This window comes from Streptomyces sp. NPDC026538 (assembly GCF_055567535.1).
This window is the reverse complement of record NZ_JBVHQG010000001.1, coordinates 782,945-805,605: the sequence shown is the minus strand read 5'-3', so window position 1 is coordinate 805,605 and position 22,661 is coordinate 782,945. Positions and strand designations below refer to the sequence as shown.

The window sequence follows — 22,661 nt, the reverse complement described above, 5'->3', positions numbered from 1 at the left end:
GAAGCCGAAGTCCGGCCCAACGGTCAGGGCTAGGCGGCCAGCGGGCCCAGTACCAGCGGCTCGATGCGGCCCTCCAGCATCGCGCCGATGCCGTGCACGACGCACACGTCCGGCCGTTCCGCGATGTGCACCGGCATACCGGTGGCCTGCCGCAGCAACTGGTCGAAGCCGGGGAGCAGCGCCGAGCCGCCGACCATCATGATCCCGCGGTCGGCGAGATCGGCGACCAGGTCGGGCGGGCAGTCCCGCAGCACCTTGCCGATCACGTCCAGCACCCCCGTGAGCGGCGTCTGGATGGCATCACGAACGGCGGCGGTGTCGACCCGCACGCTGCGGGCGAGGCCGGTGGCCACGTCCCGCCCGTGGATCTCGGTGGAGGCCGGCCCGTGCGGGGTGAGGCCGTTCCCGGACAGGGCGAGCTGCAGGGGCCGTACCGACTGGCTCGGCAGCATCAGCGCGTGCTCGTGCCGCAGATGCTGCACGATCGCGTGGTCCACGGCCTCGCCGCCGACGGGCAGCCGCTCGGCGCACACGATCGACCCGAGGGAGAGCACCGCGACCTGTGTCGCCGCCGCCCCGCAGACCAGGATCATGGTCGCCTCGGGCCGCTCCACCGGCATCCCGCACCCCACGGCGGCGGCGATCAGCGTGTCGACCAGCTCCACCCGGCGCGCCCCCAGCCCCGCCAGCGTCTCGATGGTCGCCCGCTGGGCAAGCGGGTCGGCGTCGTGCGGGGTGCAGGCGGCCGCACGCAGCCGTGGCTTGCGGCGCAGGGAACGGCGGATCTTGTCGCCGAGCAGGTGACGCAGCATCCGCTGGGCCATCTCGATGTCGACGACGGTACCGCCGGAGACGGGGCGTACGACCCGGATGTAGTCGGGTGTCCGGCCCGTCATCTTCTCCGCGAACTCGCCGACCGCGATCAGGGCGCCGGTCCGGGTGTTCACGGCGGCCACGGAAGGCTGGTCGACGACCAAGCCCATGCCCTTCACGTACACCCGGGTACGGGCAGCCCCCAGATCGACGGCGAAATGGCAGCGGCGCAACTGCTCCAGACTGACGGTCACGGCAGATCCTCCCGAGTGCGCGGGCCGTACGGGGTGGTACCGCCGGTCGGCGGCCTGCTTCGCATCCTCCGGGGGATTCGGACGGCGCGCCTTCGGGAGGGGGCCGGGCGGGGCGCGGCTGAACGGGGGGTTTCCCGGCCGGTAGGGCGCGGGCGGCTTCGAGGAGGGGACGCGGGCCGGGTTCGTCGCCGGCCTGGAAGTGGCGTGGAAGAGGGGAACGCCGGCCCGCCGGGCGCCTGCCGCTCGGCTTCGGCCCGCGCCGGAGCAGGGACGCGGGCGCCGTGCGGGGATCGCGGTCGGTGACCACCGCCGGATGCCGGACGTCACACCCCTGTCCCGGCGCCGTGGCGGAAACCCGCCCGGGCGCCTTCCCGCCAGCACCGGCCAACTCCCTTGCCACACCGGCACCGTGACACTCGTCCCAGCACTCGACGCACCTGATCGCATCCCTCGAGAAGAGGCGTGGATGAGAAGACGACGAACCATCGGGCGTGGGACGACCCTGCTGTCCGCGGGCCTCGTGATCGGCCTGCTCCCGACAACGGCGACGGCGACAGCGACAGCGACGGCGACAGCGACAGCGACGGCGACAGCGACAGCGACGGCGGCGGCGACAGCGACGGCGGCCGCGACCGCCGCCCGCTCGCCCGCGAGCGACACCACCGTCACCCTGGTCACCGGTGACAAGGTCACCGTCACCGACGTGGGGCAGGGCAAGAAGACGGTCACCGTCCAGCGGCCGCCCGGCGCCACCGGTGCCGTCCGTACCCAGGTGGACGACGGTGACATCACCGTCGTACCCGACGAAGCCCTGCCCTATCTGCGTGAAGGCACCCTGGACCGGCGGCTGTTCGACGTCAGCGGGCTGATCCGGCAGGGGCTCACGGATGCCGGGAGCGATGCCCTGCCGCTGATCGTGACCTACCGCAAGGGGGCCACCGCCGTACGCGGCGCCGAGCGGACCCGGACGCTGCCCAGTCTGCGCGGGGCCGCCGTGGACGCCGGCCGGGGGCGCACCTTCTGGCGGACCTTCACGGCACGCAGGAGCCTCGGCAAGGTCTGGCTCGACGGCCGGGTCAGGGCCACCATGGCCGACAGCAACGCGCAGATCGGCACGGCCGCCGCCTGGGACGCCGGCTACACGGGGAAGGGCGTCACCGTCGCCGTCCTCGACACCGGCGCCGACCTCACCCACCCCGACCTGGCCGGCCGGACCGGCGCCACCCGGAGCTTCATCGACGGGGAGGACATCGCCGACCGCAACGGCCACGGCACCCACACCACCTCCACCGTCGGCGGCAGCGGAGCCGCCTCCGACGGCAAGGAGAAGGGCGTCGCGCCCGGGGCCACCCTCGCCGTCGGCAAGGTGCTCAGCGACCAGGGATCGGGCAGCGAGTCCCAGATCATCGCCGGCATGGAGTGGGCCGCCCGGGACGTGCACGCCAGAGTGATCTCCATGAGCCTCGGCTCGACCGAGCCCAGCGACGGCACCGACCCGATGGCCGAGGCCCTGAACACCCTGTCCGCCGAGACCGGCGCCCTGTTCGTCGTCGCCGCGGGCAACACCGGAGCCCCCTCCTCCATCGGCTCGCCCGGCGCCGCCGACGCGGCCCTCACCGTCGCCGCGGTGGACGCGGACGACCAGGCGGCCTACTTCACCAGCGCGGGCCCCCGGTACGGCGACAACGCCCTCAAGCCCGACCTCTCGGCCCCCGGCGTCGACATTCTCGCCGCCCGCTCCCAGCTCACCTCCGGCAGCGGCTACTACACGACCATGAGCGGTACGTCGATGGCGACCCCGCACATCGCGGGGGCGGCCGCGCTGCTCGCCGAGGAGCACCCCGACTGGACGGGCGCCCAGCTCAAGGACGTCCTGCTGTCCACGTCGAAGCAGCTCGACGCCTCCGCCTACGTGCTGGGCGCCGGGCGGGTCGACGTCGCCGGTGCGGTGGGCGCGCAGGTCACCGCGACCGGCAGCGCCGACCTCGGCTTCTACGCCTGGCCGTACGACGCGGACAAGCCGGTGACCAGGACGCTCACCTACACCAACACCTCCGACCACGATGTGCGGCTGAACCTGACGGCGCAGGGCGCCCCGGACGGCGTCGTGACCCTCGCCGACGACACCCTCACCGTCCCGGCGCACTCCACCGCCGCCACCACCGTGACCGGGAACGGCGCCGGCGCGGCGGTCGGCAACACCAGCGGGCAGATCGTGGCTGTACTCGCCGGGACCGGGACCCCCGTCGCGCACACCGTCTTCGGGCTGGTCAAGGAGGAGGAGCGGTACACCCTCACCGTGCACGTCAAGGACCGGGACGGCGCCGCCACCGCCGCCGACCTCGTCGTACAGCGGCTGGCCGAGGGAGCCGACGCCGAGCCCGCCCGCGTGGGCGACTCCGGCACCCTCAGGCTCCGCCTCCGGCCGGGCACCTACAGCCTGACCTCCTTCCTCGACGTGCACGGCAGCCACGGCGACGACTCCCTCGGCCTCGGCTTCCTCGCGGCCCCCGGGATCACCCTGGACCGCGACCGCGAAGTCACCCTGGACGGACGGAAGCTGCGGGAGATCAAGGCCGTCACCGAACGGCGCACCGAGACCGACCAGCTGCTCATGGAGTACGACCGGAACGCCGACGGCAGTGACCTGTTCGGCGCGGTCCAGGTGCCGCTCACCTACGACAGCGTCTTCGCCGCGCCGACCGCGAAGGTCTCCCGGGGCACCTTCGAGTACCGGACCGTGTGGCGCCTCGCGAAGCCGCTGCTGGCGGTGAAGGGGATCGGCGAGGCGACCGTGCAGTCCGGCGGGACGCTCGTCGAGGGGCGCACCCGGCTGCCGCTCGTCGACGTCGGAGACGGCCCCTTCACCGGTGTGACGGGCAAGGCGGTGCTCGCCCGTCTCGATGACGGCGCCGACCCCGCCGCCCTCGCCCAGGCCGCGCAGGACGCGGGCGCCAGGGCGCTGTTCGTCACCGATGACACGCCCGGCCGGCTGATGGCCTGGTGGGGCACCGACGACAACGCGGACCGGCCGCTGCAGATAGCCACGGTCAACGCCGCCGACGCGGCCCGGCTGCGGGCGGCCGGCCGGGTGGACATGACCGGCACCCGCAACTCGCCCTACGTGTACGACCTTTCGGAGGGCCACCGGGGTGCGGTACCGGACCGGGACCTGACCTACGCCCCCACCCGTCGTCAACTCGCCGCCGTGGACGTGAAGTTCCACGCCGCGCGGCCGGCCGGCGGCGGTGAGTTCCGTTACTCGATCACCGACGCCTTCCCGGTCGGCCTCGGCTTCCAGCAGCGGATCGACTTCCCGGCCGAGCGGACCGACTACGTCTCCACCGGCCCCGGCCAGCGCTGGCACGAGTCGGTGGCCGTCGGCGACGGCACGCTGGAGGAGCGCAGCGGGCTGGTGACGTACACCGGCGGATCACGGCCGGCGCTGAACTGGTTCCGCCCGGTGTGGCATCCCTGGCTCGGCACCGGACTCGGCTGGGGCCAGCAACGCGCCGGGAACCAGCTGGAGTTCAACACCCCCGGCTGGGGCGACTCCGGGCCCGACCACACCGGCTTCGGCGACGTGTGGAGCGAGGACAGCGGGATGACCCAGCAGACCTCGGTCTACCAGGACGGCACCCTGGTCGACCGGGGCACCGGTTCCGCGGGTTACGTGTGGGACGCGCCGGCCGACGAGCACACCTACCAGGTGGTCACCGACACCGCCCTGGACGCCGACAGCTGGCCGCTCGCCACCCGGGGCCACGCCGAGTGGACCTTCCGGTCGGCGGCCACCCCGGACGACCACTGGAGCTACCTCCCGCTGATCAACCTCGCCTTCGACGTCGGCACCGACCTCGCGGGGGACGTCAGGGGCGGCCACCGGGTCCCGGTCGGGATCGGCGCCTCGTACGTGGCCGGAGCGAGCGGCACCGGGACCCTCGGCGGACCGCGCCTCGCGGTCTCGTACGACGACGGCGCCTCCTGGCGAAACGTGCCCCTCACCCGTGCCGGGCGCGGTGTGCTCGCGGTGCCGCGCGACGCCGCGTACGTCTCGCTGCGGGCCTCGGCGAGCGACGACCGGGGCGGCTCGGTCACCCAGGAGATCGTCCGGGCGGTGGGAGTGAGGTGACTCAGGGCCGGGGGTGACCCGTGACGCCCCGGATCACCCCCAGCTCCACCAGGTCCTGCGGCCGGATCCGCAGCTGGCCGGCGGTCGCCTCGACCTCCTGCGGAGGCCGTTTGAGGATCGCCGCCGCCAGCTCCGGGGCGATGACAGAGAAGTAACTGTCGGGCGTGGCCCAGGTGTTGCCGGGCGCGGCCAGCGCCAGTGCCCCGCCCGAGCCGCCCTCGCCGATGACGAGGGTGGTGATCGGCGTCCGGGCCGCGGCCACCGCGCCGAACAGCTCCGCGATCGCCGCCCCCGCGCCCTGCCGTTCCGCCTCGGCGTCGTTGGCGGCGCCCGGGGTGTCGACGAGGGTCAGCACGGGGATCCCGAGCCGGTCGGCGAGCCGTATCAGGCGGGTGGCGGTCCGGTATCCGGCGGGCCGGGTCGCCGTGCCCGTCTGCGCGGCGAAGGCGACGGTACGGCCGTCCCGCTCGCCGAACCCGCACAGCATCCCGCCCGGATCCGCGCCGCCGCACCGGTCGCCGACGAGGGCGGCCCGGCGGTCTCCGAAGTAGGCGTCCAAGTAGGCCTGGGCACGCGGCCGTCGCGGAGACCGGGCCCGCTGGACGGCCTGCCATCCGGTGGCGGGCAGGCCGGTGTCACCCAGGGCGTCCGGCGGGTCGGCGGGGGCCGCGGCCGGGTTGGTGAGCAGCCGCAGCCACAGCCCGAGCGCCGCCTTCAGCTCTTCCAGTGGCACCACGGCGTCCGCCGACCCGGCCGCGAGCTGCGCGTGGGCGGTGTACGCCGCCGGGTCCGCGTCCGGCGGCCGGACCCGGGAGCCCGCGAAGCCCACCTGTGCCCCGGGCAGCGCCAGGACGACGTCGGCGCCGGCGCCCAGGGTGGCCCAGCCACCGCCGGTCGTCGGATCGCGCAGGACGGCGATCTGCGGCAGCCCCGCCTCCCGGGTGAGCGCCGACTGCCGTGCCACCCGCTGGAGCTGGGACAGCGCGAGCATGCCCTCCTGCATCCGGCTGCCGCCGGTGGCGACCAGCGGGACCACCGGGAGCCGGTGCCCGCGGGCATGCGTGTACGCCGCCTCCAGCCGGTCCCCGGTCCGCTCGCCCAGCGAGCCGCCGAGGAACCCGAACTCGAACACGATCAGCACGGCCGCCGTGCCCTCGACGCGCGCGGTGCCGACGACGACGGACTCCTCCTCGCCGGTGCGCCTCGCGGCGCGGGCGCGCGAGGCGTCGTACCCCTGCCAGCCGAGGGGACCGTCGGGCCGGGACTCCCGTGGCGGGTGCGGGAGTTCGGCGAAGGTGCCGGGGTCGGCGACGAGGTCGAGGAACTGCCGGGCGGAGAGCCGGACCGGCCGGCTGTCAGACACCCAGGGCCCGCTTCATGATCTTCCCCATGTCGTTGCGGGGGAGGGCGTCCAGGTAGCGGACGACCCGCGGGCGCTTGTGCGGGGCGAGCCGGCCGGCCACATGGTCCGCCAACTCCCGCTCCCCGGGCGGGGACTGCGGATCCACCGGGACGATCCAGGCGACGATCCGCTCGCCCAGGTCCGCGTCCGGCTCCCCGGTGACGGCGGCCTCCCGCACCCCCGGATACTCCAGCAGCGCGTTCTCGATCTCACCCGCCCCGATCTTGTAACCGCCGCTCTTGATCAGGTCGGTGGCCTTGCGGCCGACGATCCGCACATAGCCGTCCGGCTCGCGCACGGCCATGTCGCCGGTGCGGAACCAGCCGTCGGCGGTGAAGGCGGCGGCGGTGGCGTCGGGGCGGTTGAGGTACTCGGTGAACAGGTTCGCACCGCGTACCTGGATCTCCCCGACGGTCTCCCCGTCGAACGTGGCGAGCGCCGTCCCGTCCTCCTCCACCAGCCGCAGCTCCACACCCGGCAGCGGCACCCCGACGGTCCCCGCCCGGGCCTCCCCGTCCGCGCGCACACTCGTGTTCATCAGGGTCTCCGTCATGCCGTACCGCTCGACGACCCGGCGCCCGGTCGCGGCCGCGATCCGCTCGTGGTCGTGGACGGGCAGCGCGGCCGACCCGGAGACCAGCAGCCGGGCGCGGCCGAGGGCCTTCGCCAGCGCGGGGTCGGCGGGCAGGGCCTCGGCGATCCGGTGGTACATGGTGGGGACGCCGAACAGCATGGTGGCGCCGTCGTTCAGCTCGCGGGTCACGCCTTCGGTGTCGAACCGCCCGAGGTGCCGCACGGAACCACCGCGCCGCAACGGCCCGAGAATCCCCAGCACCAGCCCGTGCACATGGAACAACGGCAGCCCGTGCACCAGGACGTCGTCCCCGGTCCACTGCCAGGCGTCGGCGAGCGCGTCCAGGGTGGCGGCGAGTGCCCGGCGCGGGAGGACGGCGCCCTTGGGCGGGCCTGTGGTGCCGGAGGTGTAGACGACGAGGGCGGGGTCGGCCTCGGTGGTGCGGTCCTCGGGGACCGGGCCGACGGCCCGCACGTCGACGTCGATACGCGGCAGGCCGGCCACGGCCGCGGGGAGTTCGGTCCCCGGGGCGGCCAGCACCGCGGCCGGCGCGCTGTCGGAGAGGATGTGCGCGAGTTCCTTGTCACCGGACTTGGGGTTGAGCGGCACGGCGGCCCGGCCGGCCAGCAGGGTGCCGACGACGGCGACGGCGGTCTCCAGCTCCGGAGTCGCCCACACGGCGACCCGGTCGGCGTCCCGGACGCGGCCGGCGACAGCGCCCGCGGCGGCGGCGAGCTGCCCGTACGTCAGCGACCGGGCGCCGAAGCGCAGGGCGACCCTCCCCCGGTCTTCGTCCGGGGGGACCCCCATCCCGCTGCGCTCGCCCGGACCGTCCACCAGGGCCGGAAACAGAAGGGACACGCGACGACTCCTCACCGGTCGGAACCTCGACAGACCCTTCCTACACCAGCCGGCGCCCTCCGGGCCGCCCCACCCACACTCCGCCCCTCGACCGCCTCCTATCCGATCGAGACCTGTGGGTGGGTGCGAGGCACGACGTCGGCGACGACCGCGCTCACGTTGTCGTCCCCGCCCGCCGTGTCGGCCGCCTCGACCAGCGTCCGTACCGTGTCCGCCGGGCCGCCCCCGCTCAGCAGCTCCCGGATCCGTTCGTCGGAGACCACCCTGCTCAGCCCGTCCGAGCACAGCAGGTACCGGTCGCCGTCCCGGGCCTCGTGCAGTTTCAGGTCCGGTACCGCCGGCTCGCTCCCCGACAGCGCCCTGGCCAGCAGCATCCGCTGGGGGTGGGTGGCGGCCTCCGCCGGGGTCAGCCGTCCCTCGTCGATCAGCGACTGCACCACACTGTGGTCGTGCGTGATCCGGAACAGTTCCCCCTCCCGCAGCAGGTACGCCCGCGAGTCCCCGATGTGCACCAGGGCCAGCCGGGACCCGGTCCACAGCAGCGCGGTGAGTGTCGTACCGGCATCCGTGTCCCCCGCCGTCACGTCCCGCACGGCCTCGTCCGCCGAACGCACCGCGTCCTCCAGCAGGTTCAGTACGTTCCCCGCCGACAGCTCGGCGTCCTCCAGGAACTTCAGCGCGTCCACGGCGGCGGCACTGGCCCGGGCCCCGGCCGCCCCGCAGCCGTCGGCGACGGCCAGCAGCCGGTGTCCCGCGTACACGGTGTCCTGGTTGGTCGGCCGGACATGCCCCCGGTCCGAGTGGGCGGCGTAACGCAACTCCAGCATCGTCGTCGTTTCCCTTCTCGATTCTCCCGACAGGTGGTCGACGAGGAACGCGGCCAGGTCCGCCCGTACGGCGGTCTCCGCCTCGACCCGGGCCCAGTACGCCCGGATCTCCTGAGCGGCCCGGCCGGCCGGCAGTCCGCACACCTCGCGGATCCGCGCCAACGGCATCCCCAGCCGCCGCAGCCAGGCCACCAGCCGGGCGCGTTCGAGCTGCTCGACGGCGTAGTACCGGTAGCCGGTGTCCGGGTCGACCCGGGCGGGCCGCAGCAGATCCAGCTCGTCGTACAGCCGCAGTGCCTTCGGCGACAGCCGGCAGGCCTTCGCGAAGGCGCCGATGGTCAGCCACTTCATGCCGTACCTCGTGTTCCTCGACGTCTGCCACCGATGCTGGGGCTTCACCAAAGGTGAAGGTCAACGGGGCGGCCGCGGTTGCGGTACGGCAGGCAGGAGTGGTTAGCCTGCGACGGACCGGAACACCCCCGCCGCCACCAGGACAAGGGAGCCCCCGCCGTGCCCCGAATAGCCCTCGCCACCTACGACCCCGGCGCGGAGCCGAGCAAGGACCAGGACCTGCCGGTGCTGCTGCGCGCGCTGACCGCCGCGGGGGCGGACGCCGTCGCCCGTCCCTGGGACGACCCCGGCGTGGAGTGGGGCGCCTTCGACCTGGTCGTCATCCGCTCCACCTGGGACTACAGCTGGCGCACCGAGGAGTTCCTGCCGTGGGTGGAGCGGGTGGGGAAGGCGACCCGGATCGCGAATCCGGCCGCCGTGGTCCGCTGGAACAGCGACAAGCGGTATCTCGGTGATCTCGCGGCGGCCGGTGTGCCCGTCGTACCGACCCGGTACCTCGCGCCGGGCGACCCGGTCGAGCTGCCGTCCGACCGCGACTTCGTCGTCAAGCCCGCCTTCGGCGCCGGCGCCCGGTTCGCCGCCCGCTACACGCCCGACGAGCACGGGACGGCCGTACGGCACCTGGCCCGGATGCACGACGAGGGGCTGACCGCGATGGTCCAGCCGTACGTCGCCGGGATCGACGTCAGCGGTGAGCGGGCGCTGCAGTTCCTCGGCGGCCGGCTGCTGCACGCCAGCCGCAAGCGGGCGGTCCTCACCCCGGGCACGGCGTACGACGCGGACAAGGTCGCCCACCCCGACCTGACGCGGTGGACCCCTGTCGCGGCCGAACTCGAGGTCGCGGAGCGCGCGTTGGCCGCCGTACCGGAGGCGCCCGAGCTGCTGTACGCCCGGGTGGACCTGGTCGACGGGGCGGACGGGCAGCCGCAGGTGATGGAACTGGAGCTGGTCGAGCCGAACCTGTTCCTGTTCCTGCACCCCGGATCGGTGGACGGGGTGGCGGAGGCGATCCTCAGCGCGGCTCGTCGATGACCGCGGTGCGCTGGAGCAGGCCCCAGGTGAACTCCGCGACCACCTGACGGCCGTCGGGGACCTTGAAGGTGAGGCCCCAGCGGGTGGGGGCCGTGCCCTCCAGGGGGCGGGCGGGGGCGAAGGCGCGGGCGGCCTCGTCGACCGTGCAGGACCACGGGGCGAGGTCGTCGAGGGTCTCCAGCTTCGGGGCGGCGGCGCCGGGGGCGCGGACCAGCCATTCGTTCCAGACCGCGCCGCCGGGGCCGGCCATGACCTCGAAGCGGAGCGTGGGCCACAGGGGGAGGGGCCACTGCCAGGCCACGCACTCCAGGTCACCGACGGTGCGTTTGGTCTCGGAGTCGGGCGGGCCGAGGACCGAGCGGTAGCGGGCGGCCGCCGAGCGGGACCGGGGCGAGCGGGCCATCGCCTGCCACCGCTTGTTGGCCTCCCGCATGTCCGCGATCGACGCGCCCAGCGCGCGCCGGGCGTCCTCGACCAGGTCCGGGTTGTGGTCGGCCATACGGCGCAGCAGCACCAGCTGGAAGTCCAGTCGCATGCCACCCATGGTGCACATACCGGCCCCCGGCTGGTTCCCGGCCATTGCCCGGGCAATCCCCGATGGCTAGCCTGTGTTCGTCATGCCGATCGCCTGTTGATATCTCGAACGGCTTCCGCGGTTTCCGACGATATCTGGCGCTTAGACCCAAGGGAGGGGGCCGGACGTGGGACGCCTCGTGCCTGCCGTGACCCGGGCTCTCGACATTCTTGAGCTCTTCCTCGACGGGGACGGGACTCTCTCCGCCCCCGACATAGTGCGCAGACTCCAGCTGCCCCGCACCACCGTGCACGAGCTGGTGACCACGCTCTCCGCCCGCTCGTACATCGTGTCCGTACCCGGACAGCCCGGACGATACCGGCTCGGCGTCCGCCCGTACCAGCTCGGCAGCCGGTACGCCGAGCAGCTCGACCTCGCCGCCGAGGGCCAGCAGGTCGCCCGGTCCGTCGCCGAGACCTGTGACGAGACCGTCCATGTGGCGATCCTCGAAGGGACCGACGTCATCTACATCGCCAAGGTCGACTCCACGCACGCCGTCCGCATGGTCTCCGCCGCCGGCCGCCGGCTTCCCGCCCACTGCACCTCGGTCGGCAAGATGCTGCTGGCCTCGCTGCCGGAGCCGGAGCTGACCGCGCGCATCCCGGACGACGCCGACCTCGTCGCGATGACCCCGAACAGCATCACCGAGCCGGGCGCGCTGCGCGAGGCCCTCACCGGGATCCGGGCGCGTGGCATCGCCGTGGAGAGCCGGGAGTCCAACCCGGACGTCTCCTGCGTCGCCGCGCCGGTCCGCGACCGGACCGGGCAGGTCGTCGCGGCGCTGTCCATCTCCGTCCCGATGATCCGCTGGAGCGACGAGCGCCGCGTCGAGCTGGAGCAGCTCGCGGCCAAGGGCGCCGCCGAACTCTCCGAGCGCCTCGGCCACCGGAGCGTGGCATGACGACGGGACGCACGGCACACACGGCGTACGAGGTCGCGGTGGCGGCGGAGGCGACGCTGGGCGAGGGCCCGACGTGGGACGCGGCGACCGGCCGGCTCCTCTGGATCGACGTCCTGGGCGCGCGGATCCACACGTACGACCCGGCCACGGACCGCCGCACGATCCGTACCGCGGAGCAGCACATCGGCGCGGTCAAGCCGCGCGCGAACGGCGGCCTGGTTCTCAACCTCCGCGACGGCGTCGGCCTCCTCGACCCCGACGACACGTTCCGCTGGCTCCACCGCGAGCCGGTCCCCGGCCGCCGCGCCAACGACGCGGCGGTGGCGCCGGACGGCTCCCTGTGGGCGGGCACGATGCGCTACGACGAGACGGTGGGCGGTGGCACGCTGTCCCGGGTGACCGGTGACGGCTCGGTCACCACCCTGCTGCCCGATGTCACCGTCAGCAACGGGACGGGCTGGAGCCCGGACGGCAGCCGCGTGTACTACGTCGACACGCCGACGCGGCGGGTGGACGTCTTCGACTACGACGGCGAACTCCCCGTCGACCGCCGCCCGTTGGTGACCATCGAGGAGGATGCCGGGTTCCCCGACGGGCTGACGGTGGACGCGGAGGGCTGTGTGTGGGTGGCGCTGTGGGGCGGGGGAGCGGTGCGCCGCTACACGCCTGACGGCGAGCTGGACCGGGTGATCAGCCTGCCGACGCCGCTGACGACGGCCTGTGCGTTCGGCGGCGCCGATCTGACCGACCTGTACGTCACGTCGGCGCGGGTGGGGCTGGAGCGGCCGCATCCGACGGCGGGTTCCCTGCTGGTGATTCCGGGTGCCGGGAAGGGAGTCGCCCAACCGGCGTTCCAGGGGTAGCGGTCGGGGAGGCGGGGGAGGGGTGGTGGCGGTGGTCGCCAGGGCGCGGGTGCGTGGGGGCTGGTCGCGCCCACGCGGCGGCAGCCGCAAATCGAATACAGCCCCGCGCCCCTTACGGGGCGCTGCACAGCCGCGCCTTCCCAGCTGACCCAGCCTGCCGGCGCCGGTGAGCGACACCCCCGCCCCCGGCCAACCCCCGCCTACATGACCCCCGCCGCCTTCAGCTCCTCCGTGGTCAGCGGGGGGCGGGTCAGCTGGGGTCTCAGCGGTCCCACCAGCGCGCCCAGCACCACACCCGGCGTCATCAGCACCTCCGTGCCCCGCTCCAGCGACGTCACGTCCGTCACCCGGCGGGCGATCCGGCCGTTCCCGGTCGCCGTGTACAGGAGCCGGTCCACATACACCTGTGTCAGCCGGTCCCGCAGGGTCGGGCCGTTCTCCGTCGCGCCGGGGTAGAACACGTCCGCCCCCGTCGACAGCTCCCAGGCCGCCCGCGCCGGCCGGCTCACCGCCTTCTGGAGGGAGCGCGCGAGCCCGGGGGCGCCCCAGCCCTGACGTCGTATCACGTCCCGCATCGCGAGCGCCCCTTGTGCCGCCACCGACATCCCGTGCCCGTACACGGGGTTGAGCGCGCACACCGCGTCGCCGAGGACGACCAGGTTCTCCGGCCAGGCCGGGGCCCGTTCGTAGAAGTGCCGCCGGTTGGCCGTCGTACGGGTCATCGACACGTCGGTCAACGGCTCGGCGTTCGCGAGGAGTTCGGCGATGACGGGGTGGGCCAGGTCCTCCCGGGCGTAGCGCAGGAAGTCGTCGGCGCCGGGGCCCGGCTCGCCGCCGCGGCTGCCGTGGAGGGTGACCAGCCACCGGCCGTTCTCGATCGGCATCAGGACACCGCCGCGTCCGGGGGCGCCGCCCCGCGGGCTCGCCTGGACGTTGACGATCGGGAAGCCGGTGCGGACCGTCTCCGCCGGGGCCCGGAACATCCGGCTGGCGTAGGTGATACCGGCATCGACCTCACGGAACTCGGGTGCGGGCAGGCCGAGTTCGGCCAGCCAGGCGGGTGTGCGGGAGCCTCGGCCGGTCGCGTCGACGACCAGTTGCGCGGCGCGCACGTGCTCAGCGCCGGAGTCGAGCGCCCGCAGCCGTACGCCCGTGACGGCGAGGTCCGTGCCGAGCAGGCCCACCGCCTCGGTGCGCGGCAGCAGTTCGATCCGGTCGTCGGCGAGGACCCGCTCCCGTACCACCCAGTCCAGCAGGTCCCGGCTGCCGGGCAGTACGAACGCCGACTCCGCCCAGCGCCGGTACCAGCCCTGCGGGGACAACGCCACCATGTCCGTGGTCACCGGCAGCCGCCGTACGCCCGCCGACCGCAGTCGTCCGATGGTGCCGGGGAGCAGCTCCTCCAGGGCGCGGGCGCCGCCGGACCACAGGTGGTGGACGTGCCGGGCCTGCGGGAGCCCCTTGCGCGGTTCCGGTCCGGCGGGCAGCGCGTCCCGTTCCACCACCACGACCCGGTCCGTGAAGGGGGTGAGCGCCCGGGCCGCGAGCAGGCCGGCGAGGGAGCCGCCGAGGACGACGGCGATGCGGTCAGTCATGAAGGGCAACGCTCTCTGCTGGGGCGGTCGCACGTTCCCGTACCGCCTCGATCCGGTCGGGGTGGCGCAGCGCCCGGGACACCGCCCCGATCTCCCGGAGGAGGTGGGTGGCGTCCGGGGCGCCGGCCGCGTCGGCGGGCTCCTCGGTACGGCCCCGGGTGCCGACGGCGTTCAGGATGCTGACCGCGGAGGCCAGTGCCCGGGCCCGCTCGGGCGGGTGGCCGAGGTCGAGCGCGGCCTCGTAGGAGCGCCGGTCGAGGTCGGCGTCGATGCGCCGGGTCAGGGGCAGCAGGACGTCCCGGATGAACGTCTCGCGCCGGGTCAGCCGCAGCTCGGGCGTGGCGCGCAGCACGAAGGGGACGCCGTCGCCGTGCACGGTCCGGGTCAGCTGGTACAGCGGCCGCAGCTCGTGGTGGGCGAGCCGGACCCGCCAGCGGTCGTGGAGGTACTGGCCGGCGTGCGGCAGGATGAAGCCGACGGCGATGTTGATCGCGGACAGGGCGGCGACCGGCGGGGCCAGGCTGGTGCTGAGCCAGTCCAGGTCCGAGCCGCACCAGCGGGCGGTGACCGCGACCAGCTTGCAGACGTCGAAGATCAGGTTCAGGACGTAGCCGACGCCGAGCAGTTTCAGTCCCCAGCGCAGCCAGGCGTCGAGGCCCTCGGTGCGCACCCAGTTCCAGATCAGCCGCGAGGTGATGAGACAGGCCACGCAGTGGGCGACGAGGTAGAGCAGGATCTCCTCGCGCATGAAGGGGGTGGTGGCGTAGTACGTGTCCAGGTCCCGGAGCCGTTCCACCGGTACGTCGGCGAGCGCGAACAGCAGCCACAGGGCGGCGATCACCGAGGAGTAGCCGGCGATCACCCAGCGCATCGCGCGCCGGGTGGCGGCCGAGCGGTCGGCGAGCCCGTTGCGCCAGGCGATGATCAGCAGCAGGCAGGAGCCGCCGAACGCGGTGATGAGCGAGTAGCACCAGGGCGCTGAGATGTTGGGGACGCCGGTCCACCGGTTGACGGTGGCGATCGTCGACGGCGTGCAGAACACGAACACCGCGCAGGCGAGCAGCAGCAGTCCGCCGACCGCGCGCAGCAGCGGGTCGCGCCACAGCCGGATGATGGTGGGCAGCTTGATCACCAGGGCGGTGGTCAGTACCGCGGTGGGGATCCAGAAGGAGATGTAGAGCTCGCTGAGCAGCCCCGAGGGGGTCGGCGCCGACAAGGGGGTGGTCACCGTGCCGCTCCGCCGCGTCCGCGGTAGCCGAGGGTGCGCTGGACTGGGTCGGACGGAGAGCGGCGCGGGTGCTCCATGTAGGGCCGGAAGGCGGTCGCCAGCCGGTACCCGAAGTCGTCGGCCTCGGCCTCGTCGGTCTCCCGGGAGCCGTTGCGGGCGGCCACCGTCAGCGCCATGTCCCGCCAGCCCGGTTGGCCGGCCAGCGCGCGGGCCGCCTCCGGGCCGACCTCGTGCGGATGTCGGTGGCCGGTGTGCAGATGCCACAACTCGTGGCCGAGGATGACCAGTTGCTGCACGGCCTCGGCCCGCTCCTCGACGATGACCAGGTCGAAGTCCTGGAACTCCACCCAGACTCCGGTGACCTCGATCTCGTCCGGGAACCGCTCGAACCGCAGCTCCACCGGCCGCCCGGCGCGCAGCGCGGTCATCTCCTCGCACAGCGCCCGGCACAACTCGCCCGCCCCGGCCGGCCGTCGGGGCCGGGCGCGGACGGCGGCGGTGAGGTCGGCGGCGAGCCGGCGCATCTCCGCGGTCGGCCGGGAGCGCCGGGCCGCTGTGTTCGGCCGGGGGTGCCGCAGCCTGGCGGTGATCCGGGCCCACCGGTGCCGCGCGCCGGCCAAGTCCATCGCTCCCCCTTCGTACCGCCCCGACGGCGGTCACCGCGCTGCGTCGGCCCGTCCGAGATTACGCGTCCGGATGTGTCCGCGTCATGCGATCCGGTGACGGTGGTTGACCTCGGAACAACCGCCGACGCAGGAAAGTCCCGCCGGATCTGTTGACGTGCAAGCGCTTCGATTTTACGGTCCCGTTCGAAGTTACGAGCGAAATCCGACATACCGAACGCGCCGCTGCTACGACGCCGAGGGCAGACCCGCACCCGCCCACGAAACACAAGGACCCCACCCCCGAAAGGCGACCATTGCGCACCGCCCGCTTCACCCTCGACCCCGCCTTCACCGTCGGCGAAGTCAACCCCCGCCTGTTCGGCTCCTTCGTCGAGCACCTGGGCCGCTGTGTCTACACCGGCATCTTCGAGCCGACCCACCCCACGGCCGACGCCGAAGGCCTCCGCACCGACGTCCTCGACCTGGTCCGCGAACTCGGCGTCACCACCGTCCGCTACCCCGGTGGCAACTTCGTCTCCGGCTACAAGTGGGAGGACTCGGTCGGCCCGGTGGAGGAGCGCCCGCGCCGCCTCGACCTCGCCTGGCGGTCGACGGAGACCAACCGCTTCGGACTCGGCGAGTACATCGCGTTCCTGAAGAAGGTCGGCCCGCAGTCCGAGCCCATGATGGCGATCAACCTCGGCACGCGGGGCGTGGCGGAGGCTCTGGAACTTCAGGAGTACGCCAACCAGCCCTCCGGAACCACCCTGTCGGACCTCCGCGCCGCCCACGGCGACAAGGACCCCTTCGGCATCAGGCTCTGGTGCCTGGGCAACGAGATGGACGGCCCCTGGCAGACCGGCCACAAGACCGCCGGGGAATACGGCCGCATCGCCGCCGAGACCGCCCGCGCCATGCGCCAGATGGACCCGTCCGTGGAACTGGTCGCCTGCGGTTCCTCCAGCCAGTCCATGCCGACCTTCGCCGAGTGGGAGGCGACGGTCCTCGCGGAGACGTACGACCTGGTCGACTACATCTCCCTGCACGCCTACTACGAGCCCCAGGACGGCGACGTCGACTCCTTCCTGGCGTCCGCCGTCGACATGGAGTCCTTCATCGAGAACGTGGTCGCCACCTGTGACCACGTGGGCGCCAGGCTGAAGTCCAAGAAGAAGATCAACCTCTCCTTCGACGAGTGGAACGTCTGGTACACCTCGAAGTGGCATGAGATCGAGAACTCCGCCGCGCGGGACTGGCCCGAGGCTCCCCGCCTCCTGGAGGACAACTACAGCGTCCTGGACGCCGTCGTCTTCGGCTCCCTCCTCATCGCCCTGCTCCGCCACGCCGACCGCGTCACGGTGGCCTGCCTGGCCCAGCTGGTCAACGTCATCGCCCCGATCATGACGGAGCCCGGCGGCCCGGCCTGGCGCCAGACGACGTTCTTCCCGTTCGCCCAGGCGTCCCGGTACGGCCGGGGCCAGGTCCTGGACGTGCGGGTCGACTCACCGGCGTACGACACGAAGAAGTACGGCGAGACGAGCCTGCTGCACGCGACAGCGGTCAGGGCCGACGACGGCACGGTCACCGTCTTCGCCGTCAACCGCAGCCGGACGGAGACCCTGCCCCTCGAAATCGTCCTGAGCGGCCTCGACCTGACGTCGGTGACCGAACACAACGTCCTGGCGGACGAGGACCCCGACGCCCGCAACACGTTGGAGGAGCCGGAGCGGGTGGCGCCGCACCAGGCCGAGGGCACATCGCTGAACGACGGCACGCTCAAGGCCACTCTGGAGCCCTTGTCCTGGAACGTGATCCGACTGACGTAGGGGCCGGCGCCCCTTGCTTTCAGGGGCGCGGGGAACTGCGCGAGCAACCCCACACAACCCGCACTCAACGGCCGGGGGAGTCCACCCCCACAACCGGTACTCCTCCGGCCGCACTCCCCAGTAGCTCCAGCCGCACGACCCCCGGCCCGAACGCGCTCGTCCCATCCGAAAGCACGGCCAGTGCCAGCGTGTTGGACCCCCGGGTCCGCAGGATCCCGTTCGGCAGAACGAACGTGTGCTGCGGCCCCACATCGTTGACGTACTGTCCGAGGTTCCAGCCGTTCAGGAAGATCTGGGCCCGGTAGGCCCGCGCCGGATCGTCCTCGAGGACCAGCCCCACCGACGCGTCGACCCCGTCCGGCACGGCCAGCTTGAAGCCGGTGCGGTACCAGGTGACGCCCATACCCTTGTCCGCGCACGGGAGTTCGGCCGGTTCCCATCCGGCGTCGGCGAAGCCGGGCAGATGCCAGCCCTGCCGCTCCCCGTAGAGCCCGCCGTTGTTCAGCGGACCCCGCACCGGATCGGGCGCGGTCTCGCCCTGGATCCGCCAACTCACCTTCGGCGAGGCGCCCTTGAAGGTGACGGCGGTCAGGCCCCGGGCCACCTTGTGGGTGTCCAGGGACCGGCCGTCCATGTCGTGCTGCATCCGCCGCACCAGCACGGACAGCACATGCTGCCGCTGCGCGCGCTGTTCCTCCTCCGACCCCTGCTCCGGCTTCTCCTCCGACTCCTTCTTCCACTGCTTCTTCAGCCCGGCGGCGGAGAACTCGGCCGTGGCCGCCCAACTGCCCTGCCGGACCGTCTTCGTGTCCGGCACCGGCATCCGGTGCGAACCGAGCGGCTTCCCGTCCAGCCAGGCCATCAGCATGCCCTGGGTGCCCGTGCTGTAGGCGAGGGAGAGGGACTCCAGGTCCGCGAGGTCGCCGTCCACCCGGCCTCGGTACCAGACGTCCCCGTAGTGGAAGCCGTAGTCGTCGGCGAACAGCACCGGCTGTCCGTCCGGGACCGGCGTCGTACTGAACGACGTCTTCTTGTCGGCCACCGTCCACGACGCGTCGTCGAAGGCCGGCGCCGACTCGGGGTTCTCGGTCTTCCGGCGCCAGCCGGCCAGGACCGGCAGCGCCGGCTTCGGCGCCCCGGCCAGGTCCGACGTGGCGACCAGGCTTTCCGAGAGGGTCGCCCGGGTCTGTACCGGCCGCCCGTTCCAGGTGACCGAGGAGATCCCGCGTGGTCCCCACACCTCCACGCCGCTGGGCCCGACCGTGTCCCCGGTGAGCTGCACGGTCGACCCGCTGAGCTTCGCGTGCCGCAGCAGCGCCGGGCCGTAGACCAGCAGAGTGCCGGACGGGGTGTCGTACGGGAACAGCCGTAGCGAGGTCGCGTCGTCGGCGAAGAGCAGGAGCAGCGGGGTGTCGCTCTCGCCGCGCTGGACCAGGACCCGGGTGAGCCCGCCCTGTCCGAGCGGCGCGGTGACGTGCAGGACGCCCTGGTCGTACACCCAGGCCGCCTCGGCGTCCAGGCGCTGGACGAAGGGCTCGCTCGGGCACTCGAGCACCAGGTGCGCCATCTCGCCGTACCGGCCGGTGAACAGGGCGATGTCCTGCCTGCCGGCGGTGAACACGGCCATCGGCTGGGCGGTGGCGTACCGCAGCTTCCGCTTGCCGAGGGAGAGCCCGGTGGTGATCAGCCGGGCGTCCTTGGCCGGGACGGTGACCTCGATGTCGTCACCCCCGTCCCGCTTGTGGGTCCTCAGGGTGGACGTCACCTCGCTCGTCCCGTCGTTGCGCAGCACGTACACGTGCGCCTGGGTGTCCGGGTTGGTGAGGTGGTACGTCTTCAGCCCGTCCGCGTGGACGTCCGCCGCGCGCTCCAGCTTGGCGAAGTCCGGGACACGTTGCAGGAGGTGGCCGAGCTGGTGCATCGGCGCGATCTTCGGAGTGACGTTGCGGGCCTCGTCGATGGCCGCCCCGTAGTCGTACGACGTGTAGACGACCGGCGCCGGAAGCCAGCCCCAGTTCGTGCCGCCGTAGGTCATGTAGACGTTGTGCAGGGTGATGCCGTTGGCGAGGTTGGTGAGGTAGAAGCGGCGTTCGTAGGCCGCGTCCCGGGTGCGCCGGGACTCGGCGTACCCCTTGCCGCCGAACTCGACCCCGCCCCACGGATCGAACCAGCCGCCTCCGTACTCCGGCACGAACCCGGGCGTACGGGGACTGGCGGTCGCGCCGCCCTTGAGGCCGCCGATCCCGAAGTCGCCCCAGTCCGGCGGGGTCTGGGTGGGGGCCGGGTAGCCGTCGAAGCCGTACAGCCACTTCCCGGTCTCGCCGCCGGTGTCGAAGGAGCCGGGGATCCAGTAGCCGTTGCGGCCCTTGTCGTTGTGGAAGAGGGGGACGTCGATGCCGTCCGCCCGCACCTTCTTGTACAGGTGGGACATGTAGGCGGGGCCGGCCGGGTCGGCGACGTGGCCGTCGTACTCGTTCTCGATCTGGTAGAGCAGGACGGTACCGCCGCCGTCCGTGTGCTGGTGGCGGCGCACGATGCGGTTGACGGCCGTCAGCCACGCGTCGACGTGCCCGAGGTAGGTGGGATCGGTGGTGCGGGCCGAGCCCCGCGTGGCGGTCAGCCAGCCGGGGAAGCCGCCGGCGTCGACCTCGGCGTTGATGTAGGGGCCGGGGCGGAGGATGACGTACAGCCCGGTCTCGGCGGCCGTGCGCAGGAACAGGTCCAGGTCACGGACGCCGGTGAAGTCGAACGTGCCGGGCGCGGGGGAGTGGTAGTTCCACGCCACGTAGATGCTGACGGTGTTGTAGCCGTGCGCCCGCATCTTCTCCAGCACGTCCCGCCACAGGGACGGGCTCGGGAGCCGGAAGGGGTGCAGTTCGCCGGACCAGACGACCAGCCGCCGGCCGTCGACCACGAGGGAGTACTGGTCGTGGCCGATCGCGTGCCGCCGCCCGTCGGCACGCGGCGGGGCGGGGGCCGGGCCGGTCGGCACGGTCCGTGCCGCGTACGCCGCGGGCGCCCCGGGGCCGCCGCTGCCGCCCAGGGCGAAACCGAGCGCGGCCGAGCCGGCGAGGGCACTGAAGGTACGTCTGCTGAGCGCCAAGGGATCCTCCCGGGCGATCTTACGGGGCGCGGGTGCCGCCATTGTCCACGGGAGTACGCCCCACAATGGACACATGAGGATCTCGGCACGAGCGGATTACGCGGTACGGGCGGTCCTGGAGCTCGCCGTACGGCAGGACGACGGCCCGGTGAAGGCCGAGGAGATCGCCGGGGCGCAGGAGATCCCGCACAAATTCCTGGAGGGAATTCTGGGTGACCTCCGGCGCGCCGGGATCGTCGACAGCCGACGTGGCGGGGGCGGCGGCTACCGGCTGGCCCGGGACGCGTCCGCGATCACCGTGGCGGACCTCATCCGGGCCGTGGACGGCCCGATCGTGTCGGTACGCGGCGAACGCCCCACGGGTCTGGCCTACACCGGCACCGCCCAGCCGCTGCTGCCCCTGTGGATCGCCCTGCGCGCGAACGTCCGCCGGATCCTCGAAGGGGTCACCGTGGCGGACATCGCGGCGGACGCCCTTCCGGAGCCGGTCCGGGCGCTGGCCGCGGAACCGGCCGCCTGGGAGAACCCCTAGGGGTGGGGCGGGAGGTCACGGCGGCTGTGAAATCCGGTGTTGTGAATGGCCGGAGTTCGCCCTGACCGGTCGGCGTGGGGATTCCTACGATGCGAGCGCCCCGTTCTTCACAGGAAACTCACAGGTTCTTCAAAGGTGAACCATATCGAGCCTTGAGGGGCGTGAGGGTCCTGTGGTCCGCGGGTGTCACCCCCCACCCGATCACCGAACCGGAGAAACCATGAAACCCATGAGGCATGGACTCCTGCTCGGCGGAGCGCTCGCCGCGCTGCTCACCGCCGGGTTGCCCGCCCAGGCCAAGGCCTCGTCGTCGCCCGTCTTCGACGACCCGCCGCCGGACAAGATCGTGATCAACGTCGCCACGGTGAACGGCTCCGGCTGCCCGCAGGGCACCACCGCCGTCGCCGTCTCCGAGGACAACGAGGCCTTCACCGTCACCTACAGCGAATACCTCGCCCAGGCCGGCGGCAACTCCGACCCCACCGCCTTCCGGCGCAACTGCCAGCTCAACCTGGTCGTTCACGTGCCGGGCGGTTTCACCTACGCCATCGCCAGCGCCGACTACCGCGGCTTCGCCTCCCTCCAGCAGGGCGCCACCGGTACCCAGCGCGCCTCGTACTACTTCCAGGGCTCGTCCAACACGGCCTCCGCGAACCACCCCTTCCGGGGCCCCTACGACGACAACTGGCAGGCCACCGACACCACCGACTGGGCCCAGCTGGTCTGGGCGCCCTGCGGGGTCCAGCGCAACTTCAACATCAACACGGAGCTGCGGGTGACCGCCGGGAGCGCGAACCCCGGCAAGGTCAGCTTCATGACCATGGACTCGACCGACGGTGAGATCAGCACCGTCTACCACCTGGCCTGGAAGCAGTGCCCCGCCAAGTAGGCCCCGTGAAGTAGTCCTGCGCCGGTCACAGGCTCCCCGGGCGGACCAGTCCGGTCCGCTTGACCCCCGTCAGGATGGGCGTGACCTCGGTCGTCGTGACGTGTTCCAGGGCGCCGACGGTCTCGCTCAGGAATACGTACAGCGCGTCGAGGTCGGCGTCGGTAGCCAGCCGTACAACCATGCCGTGCGCCGGCGCCTCCAGGCGCCGGCGCACGGTCAGCGCGGAGGTGTCGGCGCGGCGGGCGAGCTCCGTGCAGGAGCTCGCCCGTCCTTTCCCGGTGCGGATCGGAGACATCGCA

The 22,661-nt window shown here is 72.9% G+C and carries 17 protein-coding genes; 7 read left to right on the top strand and 10 right to left on the bottom strand.

What is annotated here, in order from left to right; all coding sequences use genetic code 11:
* Window positions 1–29: 29 nt before the first annotated feature.
* Window positions 30–1,067 (bottom strand): rod shape-determining protein, encoded by a 1,038-nt coding sequence (locus ACZ4N4_RS03715; protein WP_467584022.1) that lies wholly within the window; start codon window positions 1,065–1,067, stop codon window positions 30–32.
* A gap of 466 nt (window positions 1,068–1,533) precedes the next feature.
* Here ACZ4N4_RS03715 and ACZ4N4_RS03710 point away from each other — a divergent pair, with 466 nt between their 5' ends.
* Window positions 1,534–5,199, top strand: a complete 3,666-nt coding sequence (locus ACZ4N4_RS03710) for a S8 family serine peptidase (protein ID WP_467584019.1) — start codon at window positions 1,534–1,536, stop codon at window positions 5,197–5,199.
* Between the two features lies 1 nt (window position 5,200).
* Here ACZ4N4_RS03710 and ACZ4N4_RS03705 read toward each other — a convergent pair whose 3' ends face one another.
* The 3 genes from ACZ4N4_RS03705 to ACZ4N4_RS03695 all read right to left on the bottom strand — a co-directional run bounded on the left by ACZ4N4_RS03705 (window position 5,201) and on the right by ACZ4N4_RS03695 (window position 9,214).
* Window positions 5,201–6,562 (bottom strand): carboxyl transferase domain-containing protein, encoded by a 1,362-nt coding sequence (locus ACZ4N4_RS03705; RefSeq protein WP_467584017.1) that lies wholly within the window; start codon window positions 6,560–6,562, stop codon window positions 5,201–5,203.
* Complete coding sequence (locus tag ACZ4N4_RS03700) at window positions 6,555–8,036, bottom strand: acyl-CoA synthetase (RefSeq protein ID WP_467584014.1); 1,482 nt, start codon at window positions 8,034–8,036, stop codon at window positions 6,555–6,557. Before ACZ4N4_RS03700 ends, ACZ4N4_RS03705 begins: the two co-directional genes overlap by 8 nt.
* A 98-nt stretch (window positions 8,037–8,134) precedes the next feature.
* Window positions 8,135–9,214 carry a MerR family transcriptional regulator gene (locus ACZ4N4_RS03695; protein WP_467584011.1) on the bottom strand — a complete coding sequence of 360 codons (1,080 nt, stop codon included), beginning with the start codon at window positions 9,212–9,214 and terminating at the stop codon, window positions 8,135–8,137.
* A gap of 159 nt (window positions 9,215–9,373) precedes the next feature.
* On the opposite strand from ACZ4N4_RS03695, the gene ACZ4N4_RS03690 reads away from it, so the two are divergent.
* On the top strand, window positions 9,374–10,246 hold the full coding sequence (locus tag ACZ4N4_RS03690) for an ATP-grasp domain-containing protein (protein WP_467584008.1): 873 nt from the start codon (window positions 9,374–9,376) through the stop codon (window positions 10,244–10,246).
* Here ACZ4N4_RS03690 and ACZ4N4_RS03685 read toward each other — a convergent pair.
* Window positions 10,227–10,826 carry a hypothetical protein gene (locus ACZ4N4_RS03685; protein ID WP_467584005.1) on the bottom strand — a complete coding sequence of 200 codons (600 nt, stop codon included), beginning with the start codon at window positions 10,824–10,826 and terminating at the stop codon, window positions 10,227–10,229. The two genes, ACZ4N4_RS03690 and ACZ4N4_RS03685, sit on opposite strands and share 20 nt — an antisense overlap.
* Before the next feature lie 121 nt (window positions 10,827–10,947).
* Here ACZ4N4_RS03685 and ACZ4N4_RS03680 point away from each other — a divergent pair, with 121 nt between their 5' ends.
* Both ACZ4N4_RS03680 and ACZ4N4_RS03675 read left to right on the top strand, forming a co-directional pair.
* Window positions 10,948–11,721: an IclR family transcriptional regulator gene (locus tag ACZ4N4_RS03680; RefSeq protein WP_450759366.1), complete on the top strand. Its 774-nt coding sequence runs from the start codon at window positions 10,948–10,950 to the stop codon at window positions 11,719–11,721.
* Window positions 11,718–12,584, top strand: coding sequence for an SMP-30/gluconolactonase/LRE family protein (locus ACZ4N4_RS03675; RefSeq protein WP_467584002.1), 867 nt, complete (start codon window positions 11,718–11,720; stop codon window positions 12,582–12,584). Before ACZ4N4_RS03680 ends, ACZ4N4_RS03675 begins: the two co-directional genes overlap by 4 nt.
* 200 nt (window positions 12,585–12,784) lie before the next feature.
* Here ACZ4N4_RS03675 and ACZ4N4_RS03670 read toward each other — a convergent pair whose 3' ends face one another.
* From ACZ4N4_RS03670 to ACZ4N4_RS03660, 3 genes are read right to left on the bottom strand one after another with little or no spacing between them, the layout of a single operon-like run.
* The gene (locus ACZ4N4_RS03670) at window positions 12,785–14,179 is read right to left on the bottom strand and encodes an NAD(P)/FAD-dependent oxidoreductase (RefSeq protein ID WP_467584000.1); all 1,395 of its coding nucleotides are present in this window, start codon (window positions 14,177–14,179) and stop codon (window positions 12,785–12,787) included.
* Window positions 14,172–15,407: an MAB_1171c family putative transporter gene (locus tag ACZ4N4_RS03665; protein WP_467583997.1), complete on the bottom strand. Its 1,236-nt coding sequence runs from the start codon at window positions 15,405–15,407 to the stop codon at window positions 14,172–14,174. The genes ACZ4N4_RS03670 and ACZ4N4_RS03665 overlap by 8 nt, the downstream gene beginning before the upstream one ends.
* On the bottom strand, window positions 15,404–16,033 hold the full coding sequence (locus ACZ4N4_RS03660) for a toxin-antitoxin system, toxin component family protein (RefSeq protein WP_467583995.1): 630 nt from the start codon (window positions 16,031–16,033) through the stop codon (window positions 15,404–15,406). Before ACZ4N4_RS03660 ends, ACZ4N4_RS03665 begins: the two co-directional genes overlap by 4 nt.
* 293 nt (window positions 16,034–16,326) lie before the next feature.
* On the opposite strand from ACZ4N4_RS03660, the gene arfA reads away from it, so the two are divergent.
* Window positions 16,327–17,838: an arabinosylfuranosidase ArfA gene (gene arfA / locus ACZ4N4_RS03655; protein ID WP_467583993.1), complete on the top strand. Its 1,512-nt coding sequence runs from the start codon at window positions 16,327–16,329 to the stop codon at window positions 17,836–17,838.
* A gap of 64 nt (window positions 17,839–17,902) precedes the next feature.
* Here the strand turns inward: arfA and ACZ4N4_RS03650 are convergent, their stop codons facing one another.
* Window positions 17,903–20,941, bottom strand: a complete 3,039-nt coding sequence (locus ACZ4N4_RS03650; RefSeq protein ID WP_467583990.1) for a beta-galactosidase — start codon at window positions 20,939–20,941, stop codon at window positions 17,903–17,905.
* 73 nt (window positions 20,942–21,014) lie between these two features.
* Between ACZ4N4_RS03650 and ACZ4N4_RS03645 the strand changes: the two genes are divergently transcribed.
* Both ACZ4N4_RS03645 and ACZ4N4_RS03640 read left to right on the top strand, forming a co-directional pair.
* Window positions 21,015–21,473, top strand: coding sequence for an RrF2 family transcriptional regulator (locus ACZ4N4_RS03645; RefSeq protein WP_382526754.1), 459 nt, complete (start codon window positions 21,015–21,017; stop codon window positions 21,471–21,473).
* Between the two features lie 229 nt (window positions 21,474–21,702).
* Complete coding sequence (locus tag ACZ4N4_RS03640) at window positions 21,703–22,362, top strand: DUF4360 domain-containing protein (RefSeq protein ID WP_467583987.1); 660 nt, start codon at window positions 21,703–21,705, stop codon at window positions 22,360–22,362.
* 25 nt (window positions 22,363–22,387) lie between these two features.
* On the opposite strand, the gene ACZ4N4_RS03635 is transcribed toward ACZ4N4_RS03640, so the two are convergent.
* A complete protein-coding gene (locus tag ACZ4N4_RS03635) occupies window positions 22,388–22,657 on the bottom strand; it encodes a hypothetical protein (protein WP_467583984.1) in 270 nt (89 codons plus the stop codon).
* Between the last annotated feature and the right edge of the window lie 4 nt (window positions 22,658–22,661).

Excerpts from the sequence above, each read along its gene's own strand:
- ACZ4N4_RS03710 (WP_467584019.1), top strand. The coding sequence starts at position 1,534 with ATGAGAAGACGACGAACCATCGGGCGTGGGACGACCCTGCTGTCCGCG.
- ACZ4N4_RS03695 (WP_467584011.1), bottom strand. The coding sequence starts at position 9,214 with ATGAAGTGGCTGACCATCGGCGCCTTCGCGAAGGCCTGCCGGCTGTCG.
- ACZ4N4_RS03685 (WP_467584005.1), bottom strand. The coding sequence starts at position 10,826 with ATGGCCGGGAACCAGCCGGGGGCCGGTATGTGCACCATGGGTGGCATG.
- ACZ4N4_RS03675 (WP_467584002.1), top strand. The coding sequence starts at position 11,718 with ATGACGACGGGACGCACGGCACACACGGCGTACGAGGTCGCGGTGGCG.
- ACZ4N4_RS03670 (WP_467584000.1), bottom strand. The coding sequence starts at position 14,179 with ATGACTGACCGCATCGCCGTCGTCCTCGGCGGCTCCCTCGCCGGCCTG.
- ACZ4N4_RS03660 (WP_467583995.1), bottom strand. The coding sequence starts at position 16,033 with ATGGACTTGGCCGGCGCGCGGCACCGGTGGGCCCGGATCACCGCCAGG.
- ACZ4N4_RS03645 (WP_382526754.1), top strand. The coding sequence starts at position 21,015 with ATGAGGATCTCGGCACGAGCGGATTACGCGGTACGGGCGGTCCTGGAG.
- ACZ4N4_RS03640 (WP_467583987.1), top strand. The coding sequence starts at position 21,703 with ATGAGGCATGGACTCCTGCTCGGCGGAGCGCTCGCCGCGCTGCTCACC.
- ACZ4N4_RS03635 (WP_467583984.1), bottom strand. The coding sequence starts at position 22,657 with ATGTCTCCGATCCGCACCGGGAAAGGACGGGCGAGCTCCTGCACGGAG.